The sequence below is a fragment of the Mucilaginibacter rivuli genome (genome assembly GCF_019391655.1).
Taxonomy (GTDB): Bacteria; Bacteroidota; Bacteroidia; order Sphingobacteriales; family Sphingobacteriaceae; genus Mucilaginibacter; species Mucilaginibacter rivuli.
This window is the reverse complement of record NZ_JAHXPQ010000001.1, coordinates 424,085-436,494: the sequence shown is the minus strand read 5'-3', so window position 1 is coordinate 436,494 and position 12,410 is coordinate 424,085. Positions and strand designations below refer to the sequence as shown.

The following is a 12,410-nucleotide window of genomic DNA, read 5'->3' as shown; positions in this document are numbered from 1 at the left end:
TAAACCAGAAATCATGAAAAAACTCGCCTTTCTCCTCCTGCTGCTGCCCCTTGCGTCGTTCGCCCAGATATTGGGCCTGGGCAAGAAACTCACCGAATACAAGGCGTCAAACGGCATCACGTATCGCATCGGCGACACCGTAAGGCTCGGGCAGGGCTCCGCGCCAAACGGGACGTTCCGGTACGTGCAGTATGCGGGGTGGATGACGTTCATGAGCACGGCTACCAAGGGTGCGGACAGCCACAACTTGGAGCGGAACGGCTCGGGGTACAACACCGTGATTAAAAAGATTCACAGCTCCAAGGCGAACGGAGCAGAGAAGGTGGTGTTTGCGGTCGGAATGGGCGGCGCAAACAACTTCGACCTCTGGATCGAGGACTGCATAGCCTCCTGCGAAATCGCCGCCTGCAAGGCGAATGCCGCTGCGACTACGGCTGCGGAAGGCGGTGACAAGTTTGACCAGTTGAAGAAGCTTAAGGCCCTGTATGACGGCGGCGCAATCACGGCGGCAGAATACGACGTTCAGAAGAAAAAGCTGCTCAATCAATAGGTGCGGTGAACGGCGATTCCGTCACGCTCGGCGTGATGCGGTACAATTACACTCGGCCAATGTCTCTTTCCCCGTAATTGCACCCCTTGCATTTGAGGGGCTTAGTTTTTGCGATGCGCCTAAGGGGTACGGGGATATCCCCGCAAGATAGTGTGTCCCGACGACAAGGCAAGATACCAATCTGTCTCGGAGGGACACACTATCTTGCTACTCCTACTCACTCTATTGAAAAATGAGGCTGTTGAAATATTCCGTCATGGAATTGTTTGACTTCAAGAACTGAACATGGTCTTTCGTTATCACTTTGGTCAGTACCCTGCGAATAATGTCATCGGTCTGTTTTGACAGTTCGCACAATTGAACGGAACTCATCTTGCTTGTACCGCCATGCACATAGGTAGACCGAACTCCATATGCCGCCTTCACGAGCTTAAAAATCTCCAACTTTTCCGTGCTGCTTCCACCGACATAATGCGCTACCCTTTCGGAAACCTTGTGGACTATCTCGTTTGCGTCAACCGAGAACAGGCATTCCAAAATTGACATGTAGTGCGTGATCTTCTGGGGGATATTCGAAGTCCATCGTGCGGTGTTTAGGAACGCCATGGCTCTTTCGATGCTGTTGTCAAACGCTGAGTTTAACTTGCGGGCTGAAACGGTTTCGTCAAGATTTTTTGCCTCGGTTACAATGTCATCAGGGTTGGGGCTGGCAAAATCCTTCGGACAGACTTTGGTATATGTCAGCAAGAGGCCTGTCGCTGCATGTATTTCGGCTTTCGTGAATGGCGTGTCCCCTGACGTGCCGTCGCTAAGGGAGCAGTCGGGGTGGCTGTTCCACCACCGCCATTGTCCAGTTTCGCTATCCACGAAGTACGCCTCTTCCACCTTTATGCTGTTGTCCCTTACGAACCACAGGAACGCAAGAAACGTCTGTATGCTATATGTCGTAATTCTGAAGGCGTTGCCGCTTACGGCTGAATAGCTGGCATCATCGCTCCCTATGTCAAATATCGCGTATCCTAAGGTGTGTTTTAAAAATGAACGGGCCGCCTTTACCCCGACAACTTGCAATATGTCGCCATCGAGAATACGGCTTTTGATCGGATGGTGGTTGGTAAGGTGAAATGAGGGGGTTCGCGCCACCTCCAAGTCGCTGAGAATAAGGTGGCGGATGCTGAACAGTGCTTTGAATGCCATGGCAAATTGATAATTGATAAAAGTACAAAATTACCGCTCCCTTTCCTCAATATCCCTATCGTGCCCTTTCTGCCTGGCTCTGATGGCAGCGATTTCCGAAAGCACTCTTTGCTCCTCACTTCGCTCATTTGGCAGCAGTTCAAACACGTTGGGTTCAAGAATGCGGGAAAACCTGAATTTTATCCCCTCGACTTCCACGCCAGCGGGCTTGGCACCTCGCTCGTAATGAGGCAGGCTTGCCTGTCGAAGCAATTCGAGAAAGTGGCTTTGGGACTTAGCCTCCAAAAGGCAGTGCGATACCCTCTCTTTGACGCTCTCCCTCATTTTAGCCCGGCGTTCCCTGTCGCTCATATACCGTCCACCCTTGCCATGAGCGGGTGCGCTGTTTGAAAGTTGGGGATAGTGTAACTGGTGGTATTTCTGATAGGATGATTTTAGTTCTAACAATTGAGCCTTGCCAAGTCCAAACGATTTGCCTGTGCGAAAATGTAGGGCTGATACGCAAAAATGAATATGGACGTGGCCTTTATCTCGATGCACTGCACCGAGCATCACGCCAGTATTACCACGCAGCCGCATATATTCGTGCGCCAAATCATCGAGCAATTCAGGTGTAAGGAGTGTGTTGTTTTCAACCGCACTAAATGACACTATCTCATGGAACAAGTATATTTGGTCGGAGCGTGATTGTTTGCGAAAAGCCTCGTTAGTGATAAATTCCTTCACATATTCGTCTACAGTATTAGAACGCAGATTGTTGGTAAACATCTGCAACTTGTCCGCCTTTGCTTCGTTCAAAATGTATTTGATAAGCGAAGTGTAGGAGGGACTGTGCCGAGCAAGAATTTTGACGATTGCCATAGCTAAAGCTACTCAATGTATTTGCCAATCCATAAAAAGCACCGATACATTTATATCGGTGCTTGGGGTGTTACTTTTTCAAGAGCGGTAACAGCTCTTCGGGGAACTCTTCCATCGGCCAGCCTTTTTTCAATGTTTCAATAAGGAGGTCGTACGCTTCTTTCCACGAACCTTTGAAGTTGTACAGTTCGGGATATTGTTTTGCATCTTCGAAAGTTGGGAACCAAAAATCTCCTGTTCCATCATTTTTTAGACGCAATTCAAATCCACTGTCTCTTTTCATATTAAAAGACATCGTTGGAGAAAATTCAGAAATCATAACTATATTTTTTTCTAAAAACTCTTTTGCATCATCATTAACGATATAACAAGTAGGGCAAAAGTCGAAGCCAGGCAAACTGAGCAACAATTTTTTCCAATCACTGAGTAACATCTTTATGTGCTCATTTATCGTATAATCCTGTTGCGGTGGTAATTCTGGGACATTGTTAGTGAAAATAACATTATCTGAAGTCAAAAACGGGGAAATTAAGTCAATGATACATTCTCGATCAGCAATAGTAAGTGAATTTGAGGTTAGTAATTCATTGTGGAGATTCTTTAGATGGGTGTGTTGTTCATCAGTCAAAGATATTATTTTCATGGTTTCTGTTGTTAGGTAATTAGAGTAAATAATTCTCGACTTTACTCTAATTACCTAGCAACATGATTTTGCAGGATTTCAGGCAGTATACTAAATTGCTTGGAATTTGTAAATATCAGGGTTTAATTGGGCCATAAGAATCCAAAAACATAGCTTTTAAGGCTGCGTTAAGGACGTCATTCATCCCCTCAAATTTATTACCAATTATTTGTCCCCAACGTAAATTCTTCATCCAGTCCCATTTTACAGTCCCATCATTTGTATCATAGAAATGTATTTCACCTGCTCGTTGTAATATCCCAATTAATTTGTTCTCTATTGATTCAAGAGGTAGGCCTCTTTCTTCGATATAAGGCAAAAAACCTTCACTGACTAACAAATCATGATGAAAGCAACTAAAATATCCGTCACGGCGATTAGAAAGCACCTCCCACTTTAAATGTATATAGCGAGATAGTATTTGCCATACAGGATCATTCTCGTCAGGTTTGCTAAATCGATCTTGTAATTTTAATCCTTCTTCTTTTGTGCGAGAACCATGGTGAACAAGCCACAAAAACGAGTTATGACTTATTGTTACTTTATGTTTTGAATATAAAAATGCGTAGAAAAAAAATTCCCAAACATATAGCTGGACATAAGTTCATCAAAACATTCAAGTCTTTAAAAACAATCTTTCTAAATTGACCTGCTACTGGTTCAGTCTTATTAAAAGCGTTTTCGTCCTGTGATTGAGAACGAGCCAAAACAAATAAAATGATAAATAATTGGCTTTTAAAAAAGTCATCTGGTAACGTTTTTTCGGAAATTTCCTTCCATGTCTTCATATAACCAAAAACATGATCAAGTATGATTTTATTTTCATTGGCTCTAAGTGTGATTACATTTTTGGGTGAACTAAGATAATTTTCGTAATCCTGCCTATTTGTTCTCAATATGTCACCTATCACAACTCTGACGTTTTTGATGTTATTGATACGGTCTAAAAATTGGGTTGAGATAATGTGCTTTGCGTATTTAGTCCAGTCTTCAACAAAAAGAATATAATTGGTTTCTTTTTGTTTCGATAGTTCCAGCAGTTCTTTGTCGGTAAAATAAACAAAGTCTGTTATCCAAAGCACCTTAAAATCGAAATCAGTAATAGAAAGGCATAGTCGCCTTAAGAAAGTAGATTTGCCGGAGCCATGATCGCCATTCATAATTATGGATACTGCGCTTGGCACCTTAAAAGATAATAATATCTGTTGTTTTGCAAAACCATGGCGTTTTCTTTCCTTATCCCAACCTTTAGCGACGCCATACCATTGGCAGTCATCAAGTAATTTGTATATATAAAAGTCTTCGGGAGAAAATGCCAATGTGCTGTTTTCAAGATAGTTTTTATACCCTTTGCTAATTTCCTTTGCTCCCAATAAATTGTTTTCTCCCGCTTCTTCAAAAGTTGAATCATTAGGGTGTACCGTAGATATATAATCATTTAGAGTATCGATTGTCTTCTTTTTTAACCACTTTAATAGCTTCCTGTTGTCATCGTTATCTTCATGATATAAGGCATTATGTAAACTTCCGGTTGAAATTTCTCTACCAGTCCTAATCTTAATATCCTCTTTCAGTCTTTTTATGTGTGGGCTATTTTTACTGTCAGGTATTAGCAACGTAGGATTATCTTTCTCCGCTTTTTTGTTTAATCCATATCGCCAGATAATCTTATCTCTTAAGTTAATAAGAAAACTGACAGTATAAGGATCGCCGTTAGGATTTCTTGCATTCATATTCTTGATTCAAATAGGCCAATGTGCGCGCAAAAGGGCGCAATGTGCGCATCATTGGCTTTATGGTGATTTTTTAGATTGAAATCTTTGTATTAACAAGATACGAAAGATATGAAAAAGCAAAAAAAGAAAAACATTTCCCACTTCGAAGCGGAAATCGATAACAAGATAAGTATTGCATACTTATATGCAATCGAATCAAAAATAAACGCCGTGCAAGCAACTCAGCTATTCAAGGAGCGATATACCGAACCAACACAAATCAATAACATAAAGCCAAAAGAGCATGACACTAAGTAAAAACCGATACTGTTTGCCCGAACTGGACGAACTGGTAGCGCATCAGCTTGCGGAAATCCGCAGGCTGATTGCCATCAACGCAGAGACCTACGCACATCGTAATCTACCCCCTCCTGACAACAACAATATAGGGGTGTACTGGGGAGAAGACCATCGAAAGTTTCAAGGTCTGGTAGATGAAGTTAATCGCCACCTGCAAATTAAAACGAGTATCCATGAGGTAGCCGAGCATAAGCAGGTAACCGAAAGCCGTTTGCAAGATGTCCACAATCGCCAAACAGCAAATAAAGAGAAAGGCCATCAGATAGAAGTACGCCTGAAAGGAAAGAAAGAACCGTACAGCCACCTCATAGTATTGTTGGCTCACGTGGCAACTGGCATCCTCTGCATGTTCGACAGCATATACAATATTCAGGTATTCACCGCCTGGGGATCGGGGTATGCGGAAGCGATGGTGTTAGGCTTGTTCTTTGGTTTTTTAGTGGCGACTGTAACTCATTTCTTTAAATGGATTGTATCGTTTGGCAAAACGCCCTTCCAAAAACGTCTCATAGTGACAGTTATCTTTTCTGTTATGGCCTGCCTGTTCACCTACATGGCAATGCACCGTGCCTTATACCTCGAACAGCAGGCACTCGAAAATACCAAAGTTCATTTTCAGTATTCCCCTATTCCATTTATCATCATTTCACAACTCATCTTTAGCGCAACGGTTGCTATCAACTACTTCTATGTGCCGTCCCGAGAACTGCGCCACGAGATGCGGGAGTATAGAAAGTTGATAAGCGACAAACTTGAAAATGAGGTCGAACTAGAACGCTTGAAACAAGAGGAACGAGCAATTGAAATTGAATATCTCGAAGTTCGGCAACTGAATGCCTCAATAATCGAATACGGCCAATCGCTTGAAGCAATTATCATTAACAAGGCACACGAAGGCCTGTCACTGTTTATAAAGCACAACATGATGCACCGAAGGGATAATGCACACCCACAGTACGCTGATCATTACCCTTTTGAGTTCAACACCAATTTTCATCCCAAACAACCGAATCCATGAAAACGATCATCAAATACGCCTCGCTTATAGTATGTATACGCTGGCGATAGGTTGCACAGGAAGAACCGCCGTTATTGATACTGATATAGTTATTGTACGTGATATAACGGACAGCATGACGGTCACACCCACAGCCCAAAAAGTTGTTTCGCAATTAGGGCTAAAGGCAAACCCGTGGCAAAGCGTCCGCATTACCACCACCTATATATCCGACTTAGACGTGAATGATGTGCAGGTGGCAACATTGGATGCAGAGAGCCAGTGGACGGGCAACCTCCCCATGCGTAAGGCGAAAATACAGCAGTTCATCCAACAGGTGCAACAAGGCCTTGACGTCAGCATCCACACTACCACCCGACCCTACTCAATCGCATTTCGCACCATCGCAAGGCAGGCCAATAAACTTGCCGTGTCTCAAGCAACACATCAATACCTCTTAATCTACAGCGACCTAATGGAGAACAGCAACGTTGCCAATTTTTACGATGCCCGCACCATTGCCCGATTGCACGCAACGCCTCACGATATAGAAAACCAATTACAGGCAGAAGTATCGCTAACACAATTACATGGCCTCGAAATGTGGTTTATCTATAACCCGCAATCCTTCACACAAAACAATACTTATATGAAGATTGCAGGGTTCTATCAGCACATGCTCACCGCACACGGCGCAACCACTCACATAGCCACCAAATTTCAACTACTATGAGGGTAGTTGTTCAGTTCCTGAAATTCCTCTGCTACTGCCTGTTGGCGGTAGCAGAGTTTACCCTCAAAATGGCATTAGACATTGTTTTACAAGCAAAAAAAACATTCACCTGATTTAAAACCCATGGAAACAGCAACCTCATTCATACTATCTTTCATACGAGGCGTGATAATGATTATCGTGGAGTTCTTTCAAGCAATTGGTCTGCTGCTAAGCAGGCAAAACGGCGAGAACGCCTCATTCAGCAGCACGCTGCGGATTGCCACGCCGTGGGGAAAGGGCCTGTATATCGGGCGCAACCGCAGAATGTCCCGCAGGCGCTCGATGGCAAACGCCGCCGTGTTCGGACCGTCAGGTTCGGGCAAAACTTCAACGTTAATCTGTCAAAATTTATTCCTACTCCGACAGTGCAGTATTTTAATTACAGATATAAGCGGTGAGTTGATAACTAAGACTTCCGGGTTTAAATCAAGCCACACTAAGATACTACCCGTCCACCTTTCAGACCCTACAGTTGGCGTTGGGTACAACCCCATAGTCAACATCGAAAATCCCAACGAGATATACCAGGTCATTGACATTCTGGTAGCATCAACGCTCGATGCAGGCTCCAAAGGGGACAAATTCTGGTCGCTTTCCGTGAAGACGATTTTGGTCTTACTGGCGCAACTAACGCTGTATCAACCCGAAGAATACCGCAATTTTGCGAACGTTCTGCACCTTGTTCACTGCCTCTGTTCCCCTGCTTCGTCAAAAAAAGTAGACGAACTGGTGGCGCAAACGGGAGACAAAAAGCTTATCACCGAATACATGTCGTTTATCGGTAACAGCGAAAAAACATTGCAGAATATTTTGGCTTCCGCAAAGGCCGCTTTGGTCATCTTCTCAGATCCCGACATCGCCAAGGCTACCTCGACAACTACCAAAATTGATTTTGCAGAGTTACGGCGTACACCGACCGCAGTCTATCTTTTGGGAAGCGTTGGAACAGCGGAATACTGCCAAATTTTGACGGGAATGTTTTTTCAGCAATTCTTCAATCACGCCTTATCTCGAATACCGACCAAAAAGGAACTACCCATACACGTCATTTTGGAGGAGTGTGCGGCATACTACATAAAAATCCTACCCCTCGCCTTGGCTAATGGCAGAAAACACCTCATATCAACGCTGTTGTGCCTCCAAAGCGTTACCCAATTGAAGTCCCGCTACGGCGAAGAAGCCCCAAACATTACGGTCAACTGCGCCACCAAAATTTTCTTGGGGGGCAATTCAAATATTGACGTTTTGAGGGACATCGAAGCCCTTAGTGGAAAGTGTAATTATATTGACGAAGACGGTACAAAGAAAACTAAAAGCCTCGTTACCGTTGCCGAAGCACGGTTACTGCCAAAATGGAGGTCGCTTATTATAGCCTCCAATGTGCCCATTATTCGTGGGTATCTAAGCCCATACTGGCGCAACCTGAACTTTAGGCAGTACGCCAACATGCCGCCAGTGCAATTGCAATCCAATGCCTCCGATACAGAAATCCCACTGTTTGCATAAATGAAAATCCGTAGCAAACCCTTGTATCAATTCTTACTTGATGCCGATGTCTTGCACGGCACTAAGGAGGCTATTGTGCAAGCCAAGCGAAACTACAGAACGCAGTATAAACGAGCATGGAAAAGGCAAAGCAGACCACGGAAGGAAATCCGCTTCGAGGTAACGCTCAAACAATACGGCATCATCAAGGCACGGGCACGAAAATACAACCAACGCCCAATTACCTACGCACGAAATGTCATTATCGCAGAGGAGGAAGGAACGCACCTCATTGCGGATAGGGACACGCTGTTGCGGGTATTGCAGTTGGTGAGCATGGCTACTAATGCACTATCCACAAACTCAATCCTTTCTGTATCAAAACTTTTAGAAACAGCGGAAACAACGCTTTTGGAATACATACACAATAACCCTTAACGACAAGACAATGGAAAAGCAAATGGACGAAAAACAGCAGGCAGTATTCAACGAAATACGGGAAGTGAGAAAGAGCGACTACGTGCGGGCAATCAGCCGCATAAAGGCGTTCGAGCGGCAGGCCGAACCGAGCCTGACGACCTTTAACGGCACGGTCAAGTCAACCGTGTCGTTCAACCCCTTCCAAGTCATTGAGGAGGAAATCAGCCCGCAGGAAAAGGAGGCATTGGACAGCGCACTTGAAACCATACGCCTGTTTGAAAAAAGGCAGCCGTTCCCCTATGATGAGGAGTTCAACGACATCTATGCCGACTTGGACACCGAAGCGGAAATACGGAACGAGGATTGGGACAATGATTTCGAACTGTAAGCGGTAAAGGGATATGGAGCGGATTGACTATGCACGGGAACACGACCTCACCATTGAGGAAGTACGGGCGTGTCCGTCATTTTCCCACTTCACAGATGAGCAGGCACAGCAGGTCATCGAAACCCTCAAAACCTTCACTAAAATAGTGTTCGATTTTCACAAAAAAACGGGGTCAAAATTTGGAAAGCACCTTAAAAAACCGTATCTTAAAGGCATAGAAATACATTGAAAATCTCACTATTATGAGTGGAGCAACCATCTTAAAGGCCTTTGGAAAAGGCGCGAAGGAACAATCAGTCATCGGCAAAAGGGCGGTGATTTACACCCGTGTCAGTTCTAAGGATCAGGCAACAAATCTTAGCCTCGACACGCAGCGCAAGGCCTGTATCGAATACGCCCTAAAAAGAAACTATGATGTCGTGAAATTCTTTGGTGCCACGTACGAATCGGCAACCAGCGACAGCGAGCGCAAGGAGTTTTCAAGCATGCTTTCATTTGTGAAAAAGTCGCATGAGAAAATATCGCATATCATCGTGTTCAGTTTGGACAGGTTCTCCCGCAACCTCCATTCCATCGCCGTAACTGCCGAGTTAAAGAAACTGAATATATTGGTGGAGAGCGTAACCCAGCCCATTGATATGACCAGTTCAGTAGGGCAAATGCACGCTAACATGACACTGCTTTTTTCTACGTGGGAAAACGAACTGGCATAAGCAAATGTACAGCGGGGATGCGCGAAATGCTTTTGCGAGGTGATTGGTGTACCACTGCACCGTACGGTTATGATAGCATTCGAAAAAACGGCAAACGAACGATCGTTATAAACGAACGAGGCAAACTCTTACGCCGTGCGTTTGAATGGAAAGCGGAAGAGCACCTTTCCAATGAAGCAATCCTTAAAAGGCTTGCTTCAAACGGTATCACCCTCTACAAACAAAAACTTGCGCATATATTCCGCAATCCTTTCTACGCAGGGTTCATCGCCCACAACTTGCTTGACGGTGCGGTAGTGAAAGGCAACCATGAAGCCCTGATAAGCCAGGAACTGTTCTTACGGGTAAACGGTCTCATGGACAACAACACCCACGGGTACAAGGTGCAGGAGGAAAACGACCACCTGCCTCTAAAGCGGTTTCTGCGCTGTGGCAAGTGCGACCAGATGTTGCACGGCTACGTGGTAAAAAAGAAAGGCATTCATTACTATAAATGCTCAACGGTCGGATGCGGGACTAACCGAAATGCAAACGTGCTAAATAATCGCTTTGCGGAGGTCTTGGAGGTCTTGAAACTCGATGTGGGTAAGGACGTATTAAAACTTATCAAACAGCAAGCCATAGCCACGTTTAACCAGTTTACCAAGGGCTATGAGGACGGCTATAGCGTGTTGCAGAAAAAGCACAAGGAATTAACCACCAAAATAGCCCGACTGGAAGAGCGATTCATTGAGGAGGACATCACCAGCGAGTTGTATTAATAAGTACATCGCAAAGTATAACGAGGAAATGGAGGAGATAGAAGAGAACTTGCAAAAGGCATCTGAAAAAGTCTCGAACCTTACGGAGTGCGTAAACTTAGCGGTGAAATTCGCTGTAGACATGCCTAAAAAGTGGCTTTCTGCCGATTACCACACCAAGCAAAGACTGCAAAATATGCTCTTTCCCGAGGGGGTTACCTATGATCGTGAAAACGACCAGTCTCGAACCACAAGAATAAATCCGATGTTTTTGCATCTTGCTCATTTGAAGCAAGTTATCCTGAACGAAAAAAGCGAAATGATTGCTTTTGGGCTTAATCATTTCGCTTTGTCCAATTCGGTAGCGGGAGCAGGACTCGAACCTACGACCTTCGGGTTATGAGCCCGACGAGCTACCAACTGCTCCATCCCGCACTATGTTTGCTTATTGTATGGCTTGGATCATTACTCCAAAATAAGCTTTCCAATTATCGAAATGCAATTTGTATTCCGTTTTTATTGGACTGCAAAGATATAATTCGTTTCTTTGCAGTCCAAATAAAATTTCAAATATTTTTAAATGAGTCATAAGGCAGGTTTCGTAAGCATCATTGGCAAACCCAACGCGGGTAAGTCAACCCTCATGAACGCGCTTGTGGGCGAAAAAATGTCCATCATTACGCCTAAGGCACAAACTACGCGCCACCGTATTTTGGGTATTGTTAACGAGGAAGATTACCAGATCGTGTTTAGCGATACGCCGGGCATCATTAAGCCTCACTATGCCTTGCAGGAAACCATGATGCACCAGGTAAGCGGCTCATTAGTTGATGCCGATGTAGTGATACTGGTAACCGACATTAACGAAAAGCATGATGAGGCCGATGTTCTGGAAAAATTGCAAGGCAGCCAGGCACCGCTTATTGTGGTGGTGAATAAGATCGATAAATCGGATGAGGAAACGGTTAAGCAAAAGATAGCTTACTGGGAAGAAACCCTAAAGCCAAAGGCGGTTTTTGCGGTTTCGGCAACGTTAAACCATAACGTGCAGGCCATTATGTCACTGGTGATGGAAATGATACCCGAGCACCCGGCTTATTACGAAAAAGATTTTTTAACTGACCGTAACGACCGCTTTTTCGCTTCGGAGATCATCCGCGAAAAGATATTTAAAATATACGAAAAAGAGATACCCTACAGCACCGAGGTGATTATCACTGCTTTTAAAGAAGAGGCGAAGATATACCGCATCAGTGCCGAAATTATTGTGGAGCGCGATTCGCAAAAGAACATCATCATTGGCAAAGGCGGCGAAATGCTGAAAAAAGTTGGCACCTACGCCCGTAAGGACATGGAGGAGTTTTTCTTGCAAAAGGTTTTCCTGGAGATGTTTGTTAAAGTGATACCCGACTGGCGCAGCAAAAAAAATTACCTGAAAAAATTTGGGTACGAAAATTAGAAGCAAGAGTCAAGATACAAGAACCAAGAAAAGAGAATATCTTTGCTCGGGTCTTGGTTCCTGGTTCT

The 12,410-nt window shown here is 44.4% G+C and carries 15 protein-coding genes and 1 tRNA gene; 10 read left to right on the top strand and 6 right to left on the bottom strand.

From position 1 onward, the window contains the following. Positions 1–13 precede the first annotated feature (13 nt). The gene (locus tag KXQ82_RS02010) at positions 14–550 is read left to right on the top strand and encodes an SHOCT domain-containing protein (RefSeq protein WP_219486323.1); all 537 of its coding nucleotides are present in this window, start codon (positions 14–16) and stop codon (positions 548–550) included. Between the two features lie 222 nt (positions 551–772). Here KXQ82_RS02010 and KXQ82_RS02005 read toward each other — a convergent pair whose 3' ends face one another. The 5 genes from KXQ82_RS02005 to KXQ82_RS01985 form a co-directional block, all read right to left on the bottom strand. Beyond that, complete coding sequence (locus KXQ82_RS02005) at positions 773–1,747, bottom strand: HEPN domain-containing protein (RefSeq protein ID WP_219486321.1); 975 nt, start codon at positions 1,745–1,747, stop codon at positions 773–775. 30 nt (positions 1,748–1,777) lie between these two features. Further along, positions 1,778–2,545: a relaxase/mobilization nuclease domain-containing protein gene (locus KXQ82_RS02000; protein WP_219486319.1), complete on the bottom strand. Its 768-nt coding sequence runs from the start codon at positions 2,543–2,545 to the stop codon at positions 1,778–1,780. Positions 2,546–2,678: 133 nt separating this feature from the next. Further along, a complete protein-coding gene (locus KXQ82_RS01995; RefSeq protein ID WP_219486317.1) occupies positions 2,679–3,251 on the bottom strand; it encodes a hypothetical protein in 573 nt (190 codons plus the stop codon). A 115-nt stretch (positions 3,252–3,366) separates the two neighbouring features. Next, complete coding sequence (locus tag KXQ82_RS01990; RefSeq protein ID WP_219486315.1) at positions 3,367–3,807, bottom strand: hypothetical protein; 441 nt, start codon at positions 3,805–3,807, stop codon at positions 3,367–3,369. Positions 3,808–3,832: 25 nt separating this feature from the next. After that, positions 3,833–5,023, bottom strand: a complete 1,191-nt coding sequence (locus KXQ82_RS01985; RefSeq protein WP_219486314.1) for a P-loop NTPase — start codon at positions 5,021–5,023, stop codon at positions 3,833–3,835. A gap of 111 nt (positions 5,024–5,134) precedes the next feature. Here KXQ82_RS01985 and KXQ82_RS01980 point away from each other — a divergent pair, with 111 nt between their 5' ends. The 8 genes from KXQ82_RS01980 (at position 5,135) to KXQ82_RS01945 (ending at position 10,904) form a co-directional block, all read left to right on the top strand. Further along, on the top strand, positions 5,135–5,323 hold the full coding sequence (locus tag KXQ82_RS01980; protein WP_219486313.1) for a hypothetical protein: 189 nt from the start codon (positions 5,135–5,137) through the stop codon (positions 5,321–5,323). Continuing rightward, positions 5,310–6,383 carry a hypothetical protein gene (locus KXQ82_RS01975; RefSeq protein WP_219486312.1) on the top strand — a complete coding sequence of 358 codons (1,074 nt, stop codon included), beginning with the start codon at positions 5,310–5,312 and terminating at the stop codon, positions 6,381–6,383. The genes KXQ82_RS01980 and KXQ82_RS01975 overlap by 14 nt, the downstream gene beginning before the upstream one ends. Positions 6,384–6,414: 31 nt before the next feature. Beyond that, a complete protein-coding gene (locus KXQ82_RS01970; protein ID WP_219486311.1) occupies positions 6,415–7,095 on the top strand; it encodes a hypothetical protein in 681 nt (226 codons plus the stop codon). A gap of 123 nt (positions 7,096–7,218) precedes the next feature. Further along, on the top strand, positions 7,219–8,643 hold the full coding sequence (locus KXQ82_RS01965; RefSeq protein ID WP_219486310.1) for a type IV secretory system conjugative DNA transfer family protein: 1,425 nt from the start codon (positions 7,219–7,221) through the stop codon (positions 8,641–8,643). Beyond that, positions 8,644–9,060 (top strand): hypothetical protein, encoded by a 417-nt coding sequence (locus KXQ82_RS01960; protein WP_219486309.1) that lies wholly within the window; start codon positions 8,644–8,646, stop codon positions 9,058–9,060. A gap of 10 nt (positions 9,061–9,070) precedes the next feature. Further along, on the top strand, positions 9,071–9,430 hold the full coding sequence (locus KXQ82_RS01955; protein WP_219486308.1) for a hypothetical protein: 360 nt from the start codon (positions 9,071–9,073) through the stop codon (positions 9,428–9,430). Between the two features lie 242 nt (positions 9,431–9,672). Continuing rightward, positions 9,673–10,143 (top strand): recombinase family protein, encoded by a 471-nt coding sequence (locus tag KXQ82_RS01950; RefSeq protein ID WP_219486306.1) that lies wholly within the window; start codon positions 9,673–9,675, stop codon positions 10,141–10,143. Positions 10,144–10,160: 17 nt separating this feature from the next. Then, on the top strand, positions 10,161–10,904 hold the full coding sequence (locus tag KXQ82_RS01945) for a recombinase family protein (protein ID WP_219486304.1): 744 nt from the start codon (positions 10,161–10,163) through the stop codon (positions 10,902–10,904). A gap of 341 nt (positions 10,905–11,245) precedes the next feature. Here KXQ82_RS01945 and KXQ82_RS01940 read toward each other — a convergent pair. Further along, positions 11,246–11,318 (bottom strand) — tRNA-Met (locus KXQ82_RS01940). Positions 11,319–11,463: 145 nt separating this feature from the next. Between KXQ82_RS01940 and era the strand changes: the two genes are divergently transcribed. After that, positions 11,464–12,342, top strand: a complete 879-nt coding sequence (gene era, locus KXQ82_RS01935) for a GTPase Era (protein WP_219486302.1) — start codon at positions 11,464–11,466, stop codon at positions 12,340–12,342. Positions 12,343–12,410 lie beyond the last annotated feature (68 nt).